This window comes from Azospirillum palustre (assembly GCF_002573965.1).
GTDB classification, from domain to species: Bacteria; Pseudomonadota; Alphaproteobacteria; order Azospirillales; family Azospirillaceae; genus Azospirillum; species Azospirillum palustre.
In genome coordinates this window covers 578285-596185 of the sequence record NZ_PDKW01000041.1, presented here as the reverse complement: position 1 = coordinate 596185, position 17901 = coordinate 578285, and the positions used below count along the sequence as shown (strand labels likewise).

22 protein-coding genes are annotated in these 17901 nt (G+C 65.3%); 4 read left to right on the top strand and 18 right to left on the bottom strand.

Annotation, left to right across the window (positions count from 1 at the left end):
- Nucleotide 1 precedes the first annotated feature (1 nt).
- The 14 genes from CRT60_RS16405 to CRT60_RS16340 all read right to left on the bottom strand — a co-directional run bounded on the left by CRT60_RS16405 (nt 2) and on the right by CRT60_RS16340 (nt 10748).
- Nucleotides 2–583, bottom strand: coding sequence for a hypothetical protein (locus tag CRT60_RS16405; RefSeq protein WP_098737589.1), 582 nt, complete (start codon nt 581–583; stop codon nt 2–4).
- A gap of 157 nt (nt 584–740) precedes the next feature.
- On the bottom strand, nt 741–1085 hold the full coding sequence (locus CRT60_RS16400; RefSeq protein ID WP_098737588.1) for a DUF2190 family protein: 345 nt from the start codon (nt 1083–1085) through the stop codon (nt 741–743).
- A 1-nt stretch (nt 1086) separates the two neighbouring features.
- The gene (locus tag CRT60_RS16395) at nt 1087–1302 is read right to left on the bottom strand and encodes a phage head-tail joining protein (protein ID WP_098737587.1); all 216 of its coding nucleotides are present in this window, start codon (nt 1300–1302) and stop codon (nt 1087–1089) included.
- Nucleotides 1303–1304: 2 nt separating this feature from the next.
- Nucleotides 1305–3194: a prohead protease/major capsid protein fusion protein gene (locus CRT60_RS16390; RefSeq protein ID WP_098737586.1), complete on the bottom strand. Its 1890-nt coding sequence runs from the start codon at nt 3192–3194 to the stop codon at nt 1305–1307.
- Nucleotides 3187–4626 (bottom strand): phage portal protein, encoded by a 1440-nt coding sequence (locus tag CRT60_RS16385; RefSeq protein WP_098737585.1) that lies wholly within the window; start codon nt 4624–4626, stop codon nt 3187–3189. The genes CRT60_RS16390 and CRT60_RS16385 overlap by 8 nt, the downstream gene beginning before the upstream one ends.
- Before the next feature lie 131 nt (nt 4627–4757).
- Nucleotides 4758–6641: a phage terminase large subunit family protein gene (locus CRT60_RS16380; RefSeq protein ID WP_244592535.1), complete on the bottom strand. Its 1884-nt coding sequence runs from the start codon at nt 6639–6641 to the stop codon at nt 4758–4760.
- Nucleotides 6631–7116: a hypothetical protein gene (locus tag CRT60_RS16375; protein WP_098737584.1), complete on the bottom strand. Its 486-nt coding sequence runs from the start codon at nt 7114–7116 to the stop codon at nt 6631–6633. Before CRT60_RS16375 ends, CRT60_RS16380 begins: the two co-directional genes overlap by 11 nt.
- Nucleotides 7117–7370: 254 nt before the next feature.
- Nucleotides 7371–7703 carry a hypothetical protein gene (locus tag CRT60_RS16370; protein ID WP_161958065.1) on the bottom strand — a complete coding sequence of 111 codons (333 nt, stop codon included), beginning with the start codon at nt 7701–7703 and terminating at the stop codon, nt 7371–7373.
- Between the two features lie 21 nt (nt 7704–7724).
- Nucleotides 7725–7934, bottom strand: a complete 210-nt coding sequence (locus tag CRT60_RS16365) for a hypothetical protein (RefSeq protein ID WP_098737582.1) — start codon at nt 7932–7934, stop codon at nt 7725–7727.
- A complete protein-coding gene (locus CRT60_RS16360) occupies nt 7931–8137 on the bottom strand; it encodes a hypothetical protein (RefSeq protein ID WP_098737581.1) in 207 nt (68 codons plus the stop codon). Before CRT60_RS16360 ends, CRT60_RS16365 begins: the two co-directional genes overlap by 4 nt.
- Nucleotides 8134–8817, bottom strand: coding sequence for a helix-turn-helix domain-containing protein (locus tag CRT60_RS16355; RefSeq protein WP_098737580.1), 684 nt, complete (start codon nt 8815–8817; stop codon nt 8134–8136). The genes CRT60_RS16360 and CRT60_RS16355 overlap by 4 nt, the downstream gene beginning before the upstream one ends.
- A 2-nt stretch (nt 8818–8819) precedes the next feature.
- On the bottom strand, nt 8820–9017 hold the full coding sequence (locus CRT60_RS16350; protein WP_098737579.1) for a helix-turn-helix domain-containing protein: 198 nt from the start codon (nt 9015–9017) through the stop codon (nt 8820–8822).
- Nucleotides 9018–9579: 562 nt separating this feature from the next.
- A complete protein-coding gene (locus CRT60_RS16345) occupies nt 9580–10200 on the bottom strand; it encodes a YajG family lipoprotein (RefSeq protein WP_244592534.1) in 621 nt (206 codons plus the stop codon).
- 23 nt (nt 10201–10223) lie between these two features.
- A complete protein-coding gene (locus tag CRT60_RS16340; RefSeq protein WP_244592533.1) occupies nt 10224–10748 on the bottom strand; it encodes an outer membrane lipoprotein in 525 nt (174 codons plus the stop codon).
- Nucleotides 10749–11030: 282 nt separating this feature from the next.
- Between CRT60_RS16340 and pepN the strand changes: the two genes are divergently transcribed.
- On the top strand, nt 11031–13688 hold the full coding sequence (gene pepN, locus CRT60_RS16335; RefSeq protein WP_098737578.1) for an aminopeptidase N: 2658 nt from the start codon (nt 11031–11033) through the stop codon (nt 13686–13688).
- A gap of 122 nt (nt 13689–13810) precedes the next feature.
- On the opposite strand, the gene CRT60_RS16330 is transcribed toward pepN, so the two are convergent.
- The 3 genes from CRT60_RS16330 to CRT60_RS16320 form a co-directional block, all read right to left on the bottom strand.
- Nucleotides 13811–14191, bottom strand: coding sequence for a c-type cytochrome (locus CRT60_RS16330; RefSeq protein ID WP_098737577.1), 381 nt, complete (start codon nt 14189–14191; stop codon nt 13811–13813).
- A 129-nt stretch (nt 14192–14320) separates the two neighbouring features.
- Nucleotides 14321–14998 carry an SRPBCC family protein gene (locus tag CRT60_RS16325; protein ID WP_098737576.1) on the bottom strand — a complete coding sequence of 226 codons (678 nt, stop codon included), beginning with the start codon at nt 14996–14998 and terminating at the stop codon, nt 14321–14323.
- A 162-nt stretch (nt 14999–15160) separates the two neighbouring features.
- The gene (locus tag CRT60_RS16320; protein ID WP_098737575.1) at nt 15161–15616 is read right to left on the bottom strand and encodes a hypothetical protein; all 456 of its coding nucleotides are present in this window, start codon (nt 15614–15616) and stop codon (nt 15161–15163) included.
- 218 nt (nt 15617–15834) lie between these two features.
- Here CRT60_RS16320 and folK point away from each other — a divergent pair, with 218 nt between their 5' ends.
- The 3 genes from folK to CRT60_RS36470 all read left to right on the top strand — a co-directional run bounded on the left by folK (nt 15835) and on the right by CRT60_RS36470 (nt 17326).
- Nucleotides 15835–16368 carry a 2-amino-4-hydroxy-6-hydroxymethyldihydropteridine diphosphokinase gene (gene folK, locus CRT60_RS16315; RefSeq protein ID WP_098737574.1) on the top strand — a complete coding sequence of 178 codons (534 nt, stop codon included), beginning with the start codon at nt 15835–15837 and terminating at the stop codon, nt 16366–16368.
- Nucleotides 16369–16466: 98 nt separating this feature from the next.
- Nucleotides 16467–16874 carry a hypothetical protein gene (locus tag CRT60_RS16310; RefSeq protein WP_425290408.1) on the top strand — a complete coding sequence of 136 codons (408 nt, stop codon included), beginning with the start codon at nt 16467–16469 and terminating at the stop codon, nt 16872–16874.
- Nucleotides 16875–17167: 293 nt separating this feature from the next.
- Nucleotides 17168–17326 (top strand): hypothetical protein, encoded by a 159-nt coding sequence (locus tag CRT60_RS36470; protein ID WP_167421726.1) that lies wholly within the window; start codon nt 17168–17170, stop codon nt 17324–17326.
- A 189-nt stretch (nt 17327–17515) separates the two neighbouring features.
- Here CRT60_RS36470 and CRT60_RS16305 read toward each other — a convergent pair whose 3' ends face one another.
- Nucleotides 17516–17896: a response regulator gene (locus CRT60_RS16305; protein ID WP_098737572.1), complete on the bottom strand. Its 381-nt coding sequence runs from the start codon at nt 17894–17896 to the stop codon at nt 17516–17518.
- Nucleotides 17897–17901: the final 5 nt, after the last annotated feature.

The following is a 17901-nucleotide window of genomic DNA, read 5'->3' as shown; positions in this document are numbered from 1 at the left end:
TTTACCTCCTCTCGATTGTAAGAGCTGGAGTTCTGCCGGACTGGCCGTCGATTGTGACCCACGTCAAAGAAATGTCGGCGATCTGCCCGAACTCGCGCTTCAGAGTCTTGGCCGCCGCGGTGTAGACACCTTCGGCTGGAACCTGCGGCTGCTTCGACCACGGGACATGTTTGCCCATGCCGCGCTCGATGATCCTTGCGTACTTCATGGTGTTGGCGACGACGACGCGGCGGACAGTGCTCAGAGATTCGAGATCCGTTACCAGAGCACCGTCGACGAATACTTCATGATGATTGATGTAGTTTCCAGTATCAAGTGGGCTTGTGCTTTCCAAAACCTCGATCGCACGTTTGGCGATGCGGGTCGTATAATAGAATTCGAATAGCACACCGCCGTTCATCTTCACGTTTTCCAGAGGGGCGCCGCGCGCGCCGTCGACGTACTGGACCACTCCATCCGGCGGAGATTCCTCTTTCGCCGCGGCAAGCTGGCGCTGCGTTTCCGCGACGAACAGCTCCCGGACGGTGTCTTCGGCGCCCTGGATCAGCACGTCGACGTTTCGACTGGAATAGTTCAACTTCATGGGATTTCCCCGTGGATGGCCGCCTTGCAACCTTGAACCCCTACCCCTCCCACATGCCGGCGGGCAGGTTGCTTTCCGGTTCAGGACGGGCGGCGCGCCCTGCCTCATGCGCCGGCATGATCGCGTTGGGTCGGCGTGTCGGCGCCAGCCGAATTCGTTACGCGGCGGGTGCGGTCGGCACCTCCGCCAGCTTCACCCGCACCGTCGGTGCGCCGGCACCGGCGGGGGCCACCGCCACGCCGATCGGGTAGAGGCCGCTGCCCGGCGCATCGCACCGGTGATTCGTGTCGTCCCAAGAGACCCGGTCGCCCACGGCGAAGGCGGCGGCGCTCTTCTTCGGCAGGTCAAAAACGCCCTCGGTACAGCCGACAAGAGCGGCGCCGGTGGCGGTGGTGGTGCTGGCCACCGCGAAGATCGAGCCCACGACGAACCCCTCACCGGATGCGAGAGCTCGCGGCGCGGTGAGGTCCAAGTGGCAGCCCTCGGAAACGAAGTTGCGCATGTCAGAGTCCTTTCGAGGTCGTGAAGGTCACGAAGGGCGAGCCGGCCGAACCGCTGGCGGCGGCGATCTTCCGGTTCAGGTCCAGAAGCGCCGCCTTCATCTCGGCGTCGGACTTGAACTCGATTTCGGTTCCGCCCACACGCACCCGCCGGTTGCCGCTGTAGCGGGCCGCCTCAAGGGCGTCCCGCATCCCGATCAGTTCGGCCGGCGTCGCCATGGTCAGGCGCCCGGGTTGAAGTAGGCGCCGCGGTAATCTACCGCGCCGACCGCGAAATCGATCGTCAGCTTGACCTTCACGCCCGCGACATCGAAGCCGGGTTCCGGGGTGATGACCGGCCCGGACTGGCCCTGCAGGTAGCCGTAAATGAAGGTCTCTAGCGCCGCCGGTTCCGCCATGAGGTACCAGCCGGGGCCGGGAATGTTGGCGTCGCCCACCGGCTCCAGCTTGCCGGCCAGCGGGTTGACCGCGGCGGCGGTGGTCGGCGCGACGGCAGTGCTGGTGAACTGGCGGGCCGCGGTGAACTGGTCTGGGCCAGTCGCCAGCACGGCGGGATGCAGGTTCAGCTTCAGGCCGTCGAGGCTCGTCTGCTTCATCATGGCGGCCTCACCCGCCGATACGCTGGTGAGGTCGATCACCGCGCCGGCGGCGGCGAGGTTGCCGTGCGCGGTGTGGAACAGGGTCTTGCCGTCGGACAGGACAGGATTGCTCACCACCAGCGCCCAGGCGACGGAGTTCTCCCAATCGGCGCAGCGTAGCGCTGCCTTGGTGGGGAGGTCGGAGAAGGCGCCCAGGTCGTCGTTGATCAGCGCCTTGCGGCTGAACATCACCACCCGGCCGTATTCGCCGAGCGTGACGGTCTCGCCGCTCTCGGAGATCGCGCCGTGCTTATACTCGCCGTTCTCCCCTACCGCCATCGGCACGGGGAAGTCGCCGACGCGGGCGAAGGAGGCCGGCTTGAAATCACGGAAGTCGCGGCGGGCGAAGAACCGGCGGTAGGTCGGCGCCGCCGCCTGATAAGCCGGCAAAAGGGTCTTGTTGGCCGCGTTTGCCAGGAGAACCGGGAAATCGCCGGTGGTGAGCGCACGCTGGTACAGGTCGGCGGGCGACAGGTGCCGCGTGCTGATGGGGTTTCCGCGACGATCCGCCAGTTCGGCGGCGAGATCCAGCAGGGTGCGGCCGGCATAGGCGCGAGCTTGGTCCGGCATCTTGACCCGATGCGCCTCTGGCAGGTGCGCGGTGGCGCGAGCGGCGAACGCCGTCGCCATGCGGTCGATCACGTCATTCGGATCGTCGTGATCCTGCAGGACCTGGATCGCCGCCAGCGGACGAGTGCCAGAGCGTGCCAGCATGGCGTCGAACACGCTGGCGCGGGCGCGGTCGAGGTCGGCACCGGCGTCGATCAGCTGGTCGGCGGTCGTGGCATCCAGGCCGGCGGCCCGGACCATCGTCCGGATCTGGCCGTTGATCCCAGCACGGTTGGTGGTCGAGGTGGTGTCCGCCGCGCGGGTGCTGGTCTCCGTCGTATCGTTGGTGGTCGTCGTGCTCGTGTCGGTGGTCTGCGCCGTGGTGTCGGCCGGCGCCGCCGTCTGGTCTTCTTCCACTATGCCCTCTCTGGAACGGACGGTGGCGCCGGCGTCAACCGGCACCGGGGTAAAGCTAAGTTCGTGGGGCGCCCAGGCGACGGCGCGGAATACCGGCAAGCCGTTGCGCTTGCCCATGCGCTGCCAGCGCTGGACGCTGTAGCCCAAGCTGACGCCGCGCACGCTGCCCGCCTCGACCTTGGCGATCAGGTCTTCCGCCGTGGCGCTGGAGTCGAAGCGAACTGTTGCGGCGATGCGATCCCCGTCGATCTGCGCCATGGCGACGGTGCCAACGGCGGCGTCTGTGGTGTTCCGATGGTCCTTCAGCGCCGGGCCACCCCGGAAGCGCGACAGGTCGGCGCCGGCCGCGTCGAGTTCTTCGATCCAGGCAGTGCGGGTACCGTCCGGGGCCGGGGCGGGGCGAACCGCTGGGGCCGGGCCGGACAAGGCCACCACTTCGACGGTGCGAGCCTCGCGGTTGAGCGTGGTTGGCGTGGTGGCGCCCAAGGAGCGGCTGAGGTCAGCCATTCGTGGGGGCCTCCCCTGGGTTGGGGGCCTGCACCGGCACGGATGACTTTGCGTCGCCGAAGTTGAGGCCGAGACGCTTCTCCCGCTCCCGGTCGGCGGCGATCTCAGTATCCAGCCTCTCGACGTCGTATCCGGCGCCCGCGACCGACTGTGCGCGCGACTTGAGCCCGTTTTGGATGGCCTCGACCTCCGCACGGATATCCTTCTGGGGGTCCACCCAATCGAAAGCGGGCGGCAGCCAATCGGCGGCGAGGTAGGGCTCCGGGTCGCGGAAGAAGTCCGGCGCATCGATGGCGCCGCTCATCACGGCCAGCGTGACGAAACGTCGCCAAACCGGGTCGCAGAACTGCGGGATTATGACGAGGTGTTGGAGTTGTTCGACGCTCCGGCGGAACTCCACCAACCCGCCGCGAAGGCTCGAATAGTTGGCGTCCTTAAGGTCGCCGCTGGCCTGGAAGTAGGTGCATCCCAAGCCCACGGCGATGGCGCGCATGTGGTTCTTGGTGAACTCGGTGTAGTTCGCGTCATCGGGCGGGTCGGTGAACTCGACGGATTCGCCGGGGTTCAGCGGTAACAGTGCGCCAGGTTCAAGCGTCGGCGTGTCGGCGTTGGCTGAAGATTGCCATGCGGGGTTATCGGAATCCTTGTTTAGGATGAAGCCCGACAACAGGGCGGCTACCTTTGCGCGGACCAAGGCGGCGTCCTCATAGGCATCCAGTTCCTTCACCCGGAGAAGCACCGGTGCCAGAAAAGTCAGGCCGCGGAGTTGGTTCTCCACCACTTCACGGAACAGGTGGACCATGTCCTCCGACGGAACCCGCGTCGGCTGCCAGGTCGGCGCCAACAGTGGCATGGTCGGGTCGTTCGGGTTGAAGGGGAGCACCCAGTAGGCCACCCGCCGGCCCAGCGCGTTGAACTCGATCCCGGCCCGAATGGCGTTGCCCGGCCGCTGTTCCTGCCACTGGGTTGACGGAACTTGGTCGCGGGCGATCAACTCCACCTGGAGCGGGACCGGCAAGCCGTCTTCCGGCAGCCGAGTACAGAGCCGGGCGAAAGCCTCGCCTCCCTCGATCATCGCTCGGACGGCAAGGGCTTGCTGCGCGTAATGTCCGCCGGCCCGGCCGCTGGCATCGGCCACCCGCTCCCACCGCTCCCACAGGGCGTGCAGCGCTTCCCGCACGGCTGGATCGGGGTGCTTCGAGCGCGGCCGGATCCCGGTACCCACGGCGTTGCTGACCAAGGCGCTCACCCCGGCCGCCACGTTGGGGTTGTTTCGGGCGAAATAAGCCGCGCGCTGTGCCGCAATGGTGGCGCCGGAAAGCATGTCTGCGTTGAGGTTGATGACGCGCGGCGCTCGTCCCCACCGCTTTCCACCGGCCGCAGCATCAAGGCTCCGTGTGAAAACGTTCCGGATGGTGGATAGAAGAGACATACAGCTGCTCGCGTAAAGCCTGAATTAACTTGTCAAGGTCAATTTGCGCTTACAGGCGACAGTGTAAAGAGAATTGAGTAAGTGATTTATATTTTATAGTGGCGAAATTACGTGTCAGGAATTTCCGAATTTCACTCATACATCCAGCGGGAGCGGGTCGCCGTGCGCCGAGTCGTTGGGGGCGAAACCGGCGTAACAACTGGCACAACCGCGGCCTCCAGCTCCGCCCAAGCGGCTTCGGACAGGCGGTCGAGACCTTGGCGTGCCGCCGCGGCGCGGGCGTAGTTTCTACAATCGAGGGCTTCGTTTCGGTCGCGGAGGGGCTCCCAGCCGGTGGTCCGCTTCCGACCCTTGCCGCCACGCGTGACGCGGTGTTCGGCAACGAGCTGCTTGATCGTCTCTTCTCCGATATGCTCGGGGACGTGGACATAACCGGCCGGGAACGCTTCACCACTCTCCATTGTCGGGGGGTCGAGCCGGAGGAATCCGTAGAACTCCGACTTCGCCGCGCTGGAGCCCACCGGCCACAGCTTCACCCCGCCCGCGATCTTCTTGCCCCGGAACGAGACATCCGCGGCGGTCGGCTGCCCCAGGATCGGCGCCAGGGCGATGGATGAGCCCTTGATGGCCATGACGCGCGGGCCGGCGGTGCGGACCCACGCCTTGACCGCTTCGATCGTCACGCCGTCGCCGGCGTCGATGGCGGTCATCGTGAGCTGCAGGTCGGCACCGTGCTCATGGCGCCAGGTCTCCGCCAGCATCGTCGACAGGTCGCGCCACACCGCCGCCTGGAACGGGTCGCCCATCAGGAGGCGATGCTCGATCAGCCAGGATTCCTTCCCTCGACCCCATGCCCAAACGCTGACCTCAATACGATCCCGCTGGACGTCGGCACCGGCGGTCAGGAAAAGCCCGCCGGCCGGGACGGTACCTGACTCCCATGGCTCCCGCCTGTCATAAAGCCGCCGCCAGTCGGGCGCCTCGCCGCGGTCCACCCAGGTCTCACCCAGGACCGTGTTCGTCCAAACCTGCAGCTTCTCCCGGTCCTGCTTCGCCGCCAGGAATTCTTCAACCAGATTGGGCCAAGCAGCGCCCGGTAGGGGGCAGTATGCGGACCAAACATGAAACGAGCGGTGCCCCTTGAACGGCTGTTCGGCTACCCACCTGCCGGCATCGATCATGCACAGTTTGTGCGCTTCGTCGATGGGGCAGCCATTCACGCAAACGTAATGTGCCGTCGCCGGATCGTCGTCACGCCACCGCATCCCCGGCCCAGTCCCATCACCCCACCGCAGGAACTGGAACTCGCCGCACCGTGGGCAGGGCACATGGAAACGCTCCCCGGTTCCGGCCGCGAAGGCGTCGGCGATCTTGGACTCCCCGTCGATAAGCGGCGTGCTGCCCAGGACGGCGAGCGGATGCAGCGACTGGGTGAGCCGCTTCAACCCCAAGGCGATCTGGTCCCCCTCCTTGCCTGCCATCTGTGGATAGCCGTCCACCTCGTCGAACAAAATCACGTCCAAGTCGATGCGTCGGAAGGCGCGCGGGCTGTTCGCTCCTACGATGCGAAGCGAGCCACCGGGGAACGCCTTGCGCTTGATCGTGTTTCCCTTGACGCGCGCCTTCACCTCGGAAAGAAGTCCCGCCAGAGCTGGCCAATCGCCTAGAGGATCTATGGTGTCTTTACTGTAGTCTTCTGCATCCTCTGTGGTCGGCTGAACCACCATGATCTTGGATGGTCGTTGCGCGACGAAGTAACCGAGTGCCGCGGATAACATCTGTGTATAGCCAACGCGCGCCGACTTCATCAGCGTGATTTGCTTCACCGCAGGATCAACCATCGCGTCAAGGATGGCGCGCTGGTAGGGGTAGGGCCGAAACACGCTGCCGTCGTAGAGCCGCGCATGGAGCGGTGCCCACTCTGCCAGCGATAGCCGCGGCGGCGGGCGCAGCGCCGCGAACCATCCGGTCGCCACCTCCGCCACCAATTCGGAGACAGGCAGCTCAAGCCGCATCGGCGGGTTCCTCAACGGTGACGACGCGCGTCTCAGCCAATTCGGCCAGCACGTCGCCGATGGCAGTCTCAAGCCGGGCGCGCACGTCGGCGGGCTCGGTCGAGGCAGCCAGTGTGCCGGCCAGCCGCGCCGGTAATGCGGACAGCCGGTCCCGCACGATGTTGAAGGCGCCGACGACCGCCCTGGAGACGTCGACGCGGCGCAGCAGCTCCCGCCGTGACACGGCGTTGCGGATCGCGACCGCGTCCGCTTGCTCCCGCGCCAGCCGGGCGCGCTCCGTCGTCAGGTCGTCCCCGGCCGGTCCAAGGGTACGCCCAGCGGCGACAGCACGCATGTGGCGGAGGTATGCGATCCGGCAAGCATCGAGGTCATGTTCACCACGGCGAGCCGGCGGGAGGATCCCCCGCGTCAAGAGCTCCCGCACGCTACGGTCGCTAAGGTCCAAGTGCCGCCCGACCTCGATTTGGCTCGCCATTCCACACCTCGATAGGACTATTATCATACAGCATGCGGAACCGGAACCCCCTTTAGGGGGTGATGCCTAGGGACGTCACGGGGCTGGGGCAACCCCCGGGTCTCGACCCCCAGAGGGACCCGCAATAATCTTGCGCATTGTTACGACCTGCCACCCAGCCTAACCGCGCAACATTCTTGCGCAGGGGCGCCCCACCCGCCAGGGAGGGCGCACGCCCGGCCGCTGCTCTGCAGCAGGGCAAGGGGCGGGGCCGTTCATGCCAGCGGATCGGCGCCGGCGGCGATGCGGCGCTCGATGGCGCTGAGGGCTTCAAGGGCGGACTGGTCGACGATATCCGGCTTGGGCAAGGGCCGCCCGTCGCGCGCCGCCTGGGTGCATCCAACCAGAAAAACCGTGGCCGTGGTGAGCCGGCCGATCAGGTCTACGATCGGATCCATTTCCTCGTCCTCGACCCAGGGGAGCTGCTCAACCAAGACCGCAAGCTGATTCAGGCCAGCGGTCACCTTCGTCGACACATCAACGAGCTGTCGACCGGCTCGATCGTCGCGCTGCCCGGCCATCTGGCGCTGGAGCGCACGTCGGGCCATTTCATCCCTCTTGCCCATTGCTCACCCCCGCTCGCCGACGATGCGCTCACCCCAGACGGGCATCACCGAAGGCATCTCGAATAGCGCTTTCGGTTCCGGCGCCGGTGGCGCCGTGGCGATGGCGCGCTCGATCGCCAGCTTCAGATCCTCGTCAGTGGGATAGCCTGAAGCGGCCAGCGCTCTGAGGTGCTGGAGGGCTTGCAGATGCTCGGTGTTCGTGTTGTCGGTCATTGTTTTTCCTCGGTGAAATCGAAGCGCAGCTGCTTGAACCGCGGCCGGCGGCGTGGACGCTTCGGGTGTGGGGGGCGGTAGGCGTAACCCCAGCCGATGGGAAAATTCCCCAGGATGACTTCGCCCCGACGCTGATCGGGGCGCATCATCTGCCCCGCGTCGCTGTCGTCGGTCGGTCGCGTGTCGGCGCGTCCAATCGTCATCCTGTCGCCCTCCGTTTCGGGGTTTCTGCCGGTGTCGTGGTGCTGCTGGTGTGCTTGGCGGCGATGCGTGCGACCGGTGTCGAACTGGCGGGTTCGGCGATCAGAAATGGCGGATCGCTCACGTCGGTCGCTGACATCTCTCGTGTGCTCGATTTTTCGAGCGCAATATGTTGATGAGTTGCTGTCCTATGGTCTTGTTTACGTTCTATTGTTCTGGGTGACACGGCTGTCAGGGGTGGGGCGACACACGTGTCAGGGGCGGGTGACAATTCTGTCAGGGGTGGGGTGACATGATTGTCAGGGGTGCCGTGCCGCCGATCGGCACCCTTTCGGCCCGCTTCGCCAAAGACGCTGCCCCTCTTTGCGATGGCATTCTCGTTGCCGTCTTTGTTCTTTTCGATCTGGTCGCGGTGCCGGACGATCTGGAACTGCGACGACCGCCCTGGCACCGGGGTCACGACGAGGTATCCGGCCCGTTCCAGCTCAAGCCGCCAGCGCTCCACCGTCCGCGTTGAAACACCTTCGGCTTTCGCGACCCCTGCCAAGCTGCGCCGCAGCTTTCCTTCGCCGTCGGCATGCGAGGCCAAGAGCGAGAAGAGCCACCGGGCGTCCCGGCTGATGGTGGGATCGGTCAAAATCCAGAACGGGGTAATTGCGAAGCGATCGGCCCGATCAGCCATCGTCAGCCCTTGATCGGGCGGCGGGGAAGATTCTCGACGTATTTGTGCAGTGACGAGGTAAGAACCAACGTCTGTCGACCAGACTTGACGGCCTCGATCTCTCCAGAATTCAAAAGCTCGTGAAACTTCGTGTTTCCAACGCCGATCATTTTCACGGCATCTTTGATCGTGACGCAGATCGGATGACTTTGCGAATGCATTGTTATGCACTCCGAGTTCGGTGGTGTTCGGTAGGGTGGTGCGGCCATTCGTTAGGCTTCGCTGGAATTCAGCGTTACCCTTCAGGCGGAGGGTATCAAGTGAAAACACTACGAAGCGGCGTCTGAAATTACATTTTTCAGAAATCAGGACGAAATAAAATGTGATTTCCGCCGTCTATATAGCGATTCGTCTGTTGACGTTCCCAGTTGCGTCGCTCTGCGAATATGAATGTGTGCTTCGTCGGTTAGGTATTTGGAAGTCGAAATGCTGTGCGATACGCTGTATGAGTTGATCAGCGACAAGCTGCACGAGAGGATTTGCGAGAGGTTGGAGGACGCCCCGAGTCGGGCCGTTTTCTTCGTTAGCCGTCGCTGACGATCGGGAAGACGATGTTGGGTAGAATGATGGGTTTTAAGGTGGATGCTTGCCTAATGCATTGTTCCTAATAGGGGATTTTCGGACACCTCTTCCGCCATAGACACACCAGGATGACAAGCTACTCAAATCCACGAGCCCGCCACATCGGCAGCGGGCTCGTGTCTACTGTTGAGCGAGCGAGTATCAGGAAGTCGGCAAACTTGCCACTTTCGGCTTGGTGCCGGCCTGCAGCAAAGCTTGATGCAGGTTTGTGTCCTGAACGACCAGTTGAACGGCATCACGCAATGCGGCCGACAGGGCTGGCGCAGCCTGCTCTCCCATCATGAGCATAACGTCTTTGTTAACCCCGACCGCCCGATAGCTCCGGCTGTAAACCAGCGTGCCGTCCTGGCGTTTTGCCGTCAGATCGAACGCGACTTCCGCGACCGCCTCCGCCGTCCAGAAGCCGGGTTTGAAATCGTTATAGAAATTGGTGGTTTGCACGGAAATGGCGATTCCGCCGGGACCGACATTGAAACCAAGAGATGACAGCTCACTCTGCACCGCTTGACCGACTTCGGCCACCACGTCATTGGAGGCGACGATCTTCGCCATTTCCATGCCGTAGCCATTCTTCTTGGTGGACACTCGGTCGCGATTCGATACCCGACCGTCGGCGGCAGCAACGCTAACGGTTACATCCTTGGCCCCTGGCACCACCGAAATACTCGCCGGAGCAGAGTATTTGACAGGAATCGCATCCTCGGTCAAAGCACAGCCAGAAACCAACCCCGCGAACAGCGCACATGCAATAATTCTGATCATTTTATTCTTGCCTTGATGGATTTTTAGTCAACAACCTTGATGCCCTGCGGCCGCGCGATCTGATTTGGCAGATGATCGGCTGGCAGAACGCGCTGATAAGTGCCAGTTGCCTGCACCATCACTCGCTCGGACGGGTTGAATACACGGTCTCCGGTCGCCTGCTCCTGAACGATCGTTATGGTCTTTCCGTTCGCAAGTGTGATGGTGTACTCGATTCCGACACGATCACTGGCCGCCTGCTCCGCCATAGCGCCGATGGCAGCACCCACGAGGACACCCCCCAGGATCGCCGCGACATTCCCCGAACCCTGCCCGACATTCGACATCGCCAAGCCACCGGCTGTTCCTCCGACGACACCGCCGACACCCGTATTCTGTCCGCGAATGTCCACTTGGCGGGATGCCACCACCGTGCCGAACTCTACAACGGACGCACGGCCGACATCTTGGAAACTGTAGCGGCTTTGTCCCTGCGTAGCGCAACCGGAAAGACTGCCTGTCAGGCACATACCCGCAGCAGCCGTTATCAAAAGCTTCCGCATTGCCAAACAATGCCTCTTTTCTGAGATTAGTGCGAAAAAAACTCAACCTCAGAATGACATGCTTGGTTTTCGATGTCGATACCGGCACTACCGTAGATCAATCTTCGCAAAATCCGGAACCTTCCGCCTGCGTGGCATTGATGGCCTTACGCCGCGTCCCAACACCCCACTCTCCCACCCCCATTCCCACTGGCGACAGCCCGCCCCCGCCTTGCTACAGTCCCTGTTCCTCGGACCTGTCCCGAACGGCTTGATCCGCAAGACAGACACAGACCAGAGACAAGGCACATGGACAAAGGCACGCCGAAGGCCATCCGGCTTCAGGACTATCGCCCGCCGGCGCATCTGATCGACACGGTCGACCTGTTCGTCGATTTGGGCGAGGATGTCACCACCGTCCGCGCGGTGCTCGCGATCCGCCGCAATCCCGACCGGCCGGAGGCGGCGACGGAGCCGTTGTCGCTCGACGGGCAGAGGCTGGATCTGGTGTCGGTGGCGCTGGACGGCCGCACTCTGGGGCCGGACGAATACACCGTCACCCCCGATCACCTGATCGTGCTGGAGGTGCCGGCCAGCGCCACGCTGGAAACCATCGTCCGCATCAAGCCGCAGGAGAACACCGCGCTGGAAGGGCTCTACAAGTCCTCCGGCAACTTCTGTACCCAGTGCGAGGCGGAAGGCTTCCGCAAGATCACCTATTTCGCCGACCGGCCGGACGTGATGGCGCGCTACAGCACCACCATCACCGCCGACAAGGCGCGCTATCCGGTGCTGCTGTCCAACGGCAACCTCGCCGAGTCCGGCGATCTGGACGGCGGGCGCCACTGGGCGCGCTGGGAGGATCCCTTCCCCAAGCCCTGCTATCTGTTCGCGCTGGTCGCCGGCAGCCTCGTCCATGGCGAGGACCGCTTCCGCACCGCGTCGGGCCGCGACGTGACGCTCCGCATCTATGTCGAGCCGGGGAACGAGGACAAGATCGACCACGCCATGCGCTCGCTGATCAAATCGATGCGCTGGGATGAGGAGGTCTATGGGCTGGAATACGACCTCGACATCTTCAACATCGTCGCGGTCGGCGACTTCAACATGGGGGCGATGGAAAACAAGTCGCTCAACGTCTTCAACACCAAATACATCCTGGCCAAGCCGGAAACCGCGACCGACACCGATTTCCTCAACATCGAGGCGGTGGTCGCGCACGAGTATTTCCACAACTGGACCGGCAACCGCGTCACCTGCCGCGACTGGTTCCAGCTGTCGCTGAAGGAAGGGCTGACCGTCTTCCGCGACCAGGAATTCTCGGCCGACATGCATTCCCGCGCGGTGAAGCGCATCGCCGACGTCCAGGGGCTGCGCACCGTCCAGTTCCAGGAGGATGCCGGCGCCATGGCCCATCCGGTGCGCCCGGACAGCTATGTCGAGATCAACAACTTCTACACCCCGACCGTCTACAACAAGGGTGCGGAAGTCATCCGCATGATCCACACCCTGCTCGGGCCGGAAAACTACCGCAAGGGCACCGATCTCTACTTCCAGCGCCATGACGGGCAGGCGGTCACCTGCGACGATTTCGTCGCCGCCATGGCCGATGCCAGCGGCGTCGACCTGAGCCAGTTCCAGCTGTGGTACCGGCAGGCCGGCACGCCCGAACTCGACATCGCCGGCAGCCATGATGCGGCGGCCAGGACCTTCACCCTGACGGTCAGGCAGACGGTGCCGCCGACGCCGGGCCAGCCGACCAAGCAGCCGATGCACATCCCGCTGGTCGTCGGCCTGCTCGGGCCCGACGGGCAGGATCTGCCGCTGCGCCTGGAGGGTGAGGAAGAGGCCGCCGGCACCAGCCGCATCCTGCATGTGACGGCAGAAAGCCAAAGCTTCACCTTCCGCGACATCGCCGCCCGGCCGGTGCCGTCGCTGTTGCGCGGCTTCTCCGCCCCGGTGAAGCTGAAGACCGACCTGACCGACGCCGACCTCACCTTCCTGATGGCGCACGACAGCGACGCCTTCAACCGGTGGGAGGCCGGGCAGATTCTCGGCACCCGCATCCTGCTCGGCCTCGTCGCCGACAAGCAGGCCGGCCGCGAGCTGGTGCTGCCGGAGGGCTATGCCGACGCCTTCGCCAAGATCCTTGACGATGCGGAGCGCGATCCCGCCTTCGCCGCCCAGGCGCTGGTTCTGCCGACGGAGGCCTATCTCGGCACCCAGATGCCGGTGGTCGATCCCGACGCCATCCATGCGGTGCGGGAATTCGCACGCAAGACGATGGCCGGGCGCCTGCGGGCGCGCTTCCTCGACCTCTACCGCCGCAACAGCAGCCAGGAGCCCTTCTCCGTCGATGCCGACGCCATCGGCAAGCGGGCGCTGAAGAATCTCTGCCTCGCCTATCTGATGGCGCTGGAGGACGACGAGGCGCTCGACCTCTGCCTGACGCAGTACCGCACCGCCCAGGGCATGACCGACGAGATCGCCGCCCTGCAGTTCCTGTCGAATGCCGCCTCGCCGGAAGGGGAAAAGGCGCTGGCCGACTTCTATGCCCGCTGGAAGGGCGAGGCGCTGGTGGTCGACAAGTGGTTCGGCGTCCAGGCGATGTCCAACCGCGCCGACACGCTGGCCCGAGTCACCGCCCTGCTCGGCCATCCGGCCTTCGAGATCCGGAACCCGAACAAGGTCTATGCGCTGATCGGCGGCTTCGCCAACGGCAACCCTGTCCGCTTCCATGACGCGAGCGGTGCCGGCTACCGCTTCCTCGCCGATCAGGTGCTGCGCCTGGACCCGATGAACCCGCAGGTTGCGGCCCGTCTGATGGGTCCCTTCTCCCGTCTGCGGCGCTATGACGCGGCCCGCCAGGGGCTGATGAAGGCCGAACTGCAGCGGATCGTCGCCACGCCGGGCCTGTCGCCGGACGTTTACGAGGTCGCGAGCAAGAGCCTGGCCGCCGCCGGCTGAGACTCGGGACCAAAGGACTATTCCCAAGCGCAGGGGCTCAAAAGCAAAGGGCCGGTGGCATCGCCACCGGCCCTTTCGCCGTCCGCGGCGTCCCCCGGCCGCCGGACCGGGGGACAGCGGTCTTACTTCTGCTCGGCCAGGAAGGCGATCAGGTCGGCGCGCTTGGCGTCGTCCTTCAGACCGGCGAAGGCCATCGTGCCGCCCGGGACGATTTCCTTCGGCGCCTTGATGTAGGCGTCCAGGTTCTCCGCGGTCCAGACATGGCCGGCGGCGCCCTTTTCCTTCATCGGGGCCGAATACTTGAAGCCCTCGATCGAGGCGGCCGGACGGCCGACGATGCCGAACAGCGACGGGCCGACCTTGTTCTTGCCCTGCTCGGCGGTGTGGCAGGCCATGCAGACCTTGAAGACATCCTTGCCGGCGGCGGCATCGGCCGCCTGGGCGGCACCGGCACCCATCACGACCGCGGCGATGGCGGCAACGCCCATCAACAGCTTCTTCATTCTTCGGCTTCCCTTCCGATGGATCCACCGGCCGACGGCGCCGACCGGAATCGCGCGGCAGCATACACATTCCGAAAGGGTGTCAAACCCCTTTGATGCAGCCGTACGACCAATGAACAATCTGCCACGTCAACTCATCCAAGCAAGCGATGCGAGCAGAACCACAACCACAAGAAGCGCAGCCCACGGCACGTAGAAATTGCCGCCGCCGGCCCCCGTCCCACGCCCGACCGGCAGCGGCAGCGGGATTTCCGGCGGCACCTCCGCCATGCGGCTGGCAGGCTTCGCCGTGGCGGCAGCGGCGGCAGTCGCTTCGGGCGCGGCGGGCTCGACCGCCGGCTCGACAGCCGAGGGAACCTCGGCCGGGGCGGGACCGACGATCTGGGTGAAGCGGGCGAAGAACTCCTCCGCCATCTTGCGGGCGGTGGCATCGACCAGCCGGGAGCCGATCTGGGCCAGCTTGCCGCCGACCTGGGCCTTGGCGGTGTAGCTCAGCAGCGTGGCGCCACCATCCTCGGCCAGCGTCACCGTGGCGCCGCCCTTGCCGAAGCCGGCGGCACCGCCCGACCCTTCGCCGGTGATGGTGTAGCCGTTGGGCGGGTCGAGGTCCGACAAAGTGACCTTGCCGGCGAATTTGGCGCTGACCGGGCCGACCTTGGCGACGACCTTGGCCGTCATCTCGGTGTCGGACTGCCGGGCCACCTCTTCGCAGCCGGGAATGCACTGGCGCAGGATGTCCGGATCGTTCAGCGCCGCCCACACCGCGTCGCGGCTGGCCTCGATCCGGTGGCTTCCGCTCATGTCCATGGTTCGTGGTTCCTCCAACCCTGCTGGCAACCAGGATGCGCCCCGTTGCGGGCGTCGGTTCCCCGGATTGCGGCCGGGGTTACGGTCGAGGATATGGCATAACCGGGCGCCGCGACAGCCCCGGCCGCCTCATCTCAAAGTCTTAAGCCGCGGCGGGCATGGTCAGCCGGGTGGCGGCGCCATGCAGGTGCTGACGATCGGCGTGCAGGACGACAGCGAGGCGCCGGCCGGGTAGCTGACCTGCTCCACCGTGCCGCGCGGACCGATGACCACCGTCGCCTCGCATCCCGGAGCCGTACCGCCGCCGACCGGCACCCCGAAGCCGAGGCCGAGCCCGACTCCGCCGCTGCCGCCGAAGCTGCCGGCCCCGATGCCGATGCTGCTGCCGGGGCTGTAGGCCACCGCCGGATGGGCGACATAGGTGTAGTATTCGCGCCCCGACGCCGTCGCCTGCCGGTCCGGCACGCCGGCGCAGGCCAGCAGGTCGGCCTTGGGCATGCCGATCATGGCGGTCTGGGCACGGCGCGCGATCTCCGGGTCGGGACCGGTGGCGCAGCCGGCAAGGAGGACGGCCGTGCCGCCGAGAAGGATCATCGCAGCGCCCACGGTCCTTGCCATAGCCTTGTCTCGGCCCATCTCTCGTCCTCCACCAGAATATCGTGTCATCGCCGGGTTCTTCTCAACCGGTTGATACAGTGCTGAAACCCCGCCGCTGCCCGTCCGTTCCCGAAGGGCGCCGGGCAATGCGGACTTGCGGCCCGGAAGTGACGGGCGGGCCCGGATTTGCTAGGAGTCCCGCTTCCTGCCCATACCAGCATATCGGGACCGCCGACGCCATGGCCGAGCTTACGCCCCCCTCCCCCTCCTCATCGACCTCCGCCGCGACGGTGTATCTGGCACTCGGCGGCAATATGGGCGACCGCGCCGCCAACCTCGCCGAGGCGATCCGGCGGCTGGGCGGGGCGGTGCGGATCGACGCGCAGTCCGCCCTCTACGAGACGGCGCCGATGTATGTGACCGACCAGCCGGCCTTCCTGAACATGGCGGTGCGCGGCACCACCGAGTTGGAGCCGTCGGCCTTGCTGCGCGTCCTGAAGGAGATCGAGGCGTCGCTGGGCCGCGACCTGGGCGGCCTGCGCTTCGGCCCGCGGCCCATCGACGTCGATATCCTGCTCTACGCCGACCGGGTGGTGGCGGAGCCGGATCTGGAGATCCCTCATCCCCGCATGGCGGAGCGCGCCTTTGTTCTCTGCCCGCTGGCCGACATCGCCGCCGACATCGTCCACCCGCTGCTGAACCGGCGGATCGGCGAGCTGTGCGACGAGGTGCCCGGCCGGGAGACCGTCGTCCGCATCGCCGAAGCGCTATGATTCGGGCGGCCCAAGCGCGGTGGCAAGCGGCGGCCGCACCGCTTATAGTGCCGGCCTGATTGCATTGCCGGCGCCCGCCCGCCGGCCGGGAGAGTGTGTTGTCGGACGATAGCGTGAAACGGACCATGCTGGTCCAGCCGGGCGGCGCGCCGCTCACCTACACCATCCTGGTGCGCGGCTTCGCCGCCGCGGTGGCGCTCGCCGGCCGCACCGACCGGCCGGAGGTCGGTTTCGACCTGACGTTGACCGTCACCCATCCCGGCCCCGGCTTTCCCGACGACATCGCCGCAGTGATGTCTTACGAGGATATTGTCGAAGACTTGCGTCGTCTTTGTGGCGAATCCAATGTACCCGGTGCCGATTATTTGGCGGACCGCGCCGCGGATTTGTGCCTGTCCCATGCCAAGGTGCGGCGGGTACAGGTCGATGTCGCCATTCCTGCCGCCGACTCGGGCGGTCCGACCGCCGGCGCCAGCCTGACGCGGGCACGGCCGGCGCAGGGTTGAGCGGCCGATCCCCCGGCCGCGGGCCCTAATACTGGAATACACAAAGATATAGCGGCTGTTGACAAAAGGACGGGTGACAATACCACCCCGTCTGAGTTATGGTCGCCATATTGTATTTCAGACCCACAATCCGGACCGAAGGGGGTATATCCCCAGAGGCAATCCGGACACCGAAAGCCGAGACGAGCGCGCAGCAGGGATTAGGCCAATCGCCATTGCCGGCTTCGTCCGTCCGCCGATCCCCCTTCAGGGACGGCTGCGGCACCCGGAGGCCGGACACAAGGGAGGGACGCATGGACCGAAACACGACGCCGACCCTTTCCGAACTGCTCGAAGATCCGATCGTGATCGCCGTTATGGTGCGCGATGGGATCAGCCCCGACAGTGTCCAGCAGCTTTTCGAGCGCCTCCGCCGGAGCCGTCGAGTACAGGAAGAGCGGCTCGCCGCCTGACCTGCGGGACTCCTGACCCCTGCGGGAATTCTGGCACGGGCGTCGCAGACGCCCCTGGAAAATGCGTCACGGACGCCCCGACATAGGCGCCGGATAAGGCCCGGTCAGGCAAATCGGCTGGAACCCATGACAGCGAAACGCCGCCCTCCCCCGGGAGAGCGGCGTTTCGCATTTCCCGGGTCAGACGCTTCACCCCTCCAGAACCGCGCGCACGACCTCCATCACCTCGACCGGGGTGAAGGGCTTGCGCAGGGTGCGGTGCGCGCCCAGCGCCTCCGCCACCGGCAGCACGTCCAGCGACGCACGGGCGCCACCGCCGGAAATCGCGATGATCTTCAGCGACGGCGCCCCGCGCCGCAGCTCCATGATCGTCGCCAGCCCTTCCTGATTCGGCATGAAGATGTCGGTGATGACGAGGTCGAGCGGGCTGTCCGGGGGACGGTTGCGGAACCGCTCCATCCCCTCCAGCCCGTCGCGGGCGCCGACAGCCTCATGGCCGGCCATCGTCAGCGTGCGCAGCAGGACCGCACGCGCAACGTCGTCGTCATCGATGATCAGAACCTTCGCCACCACGC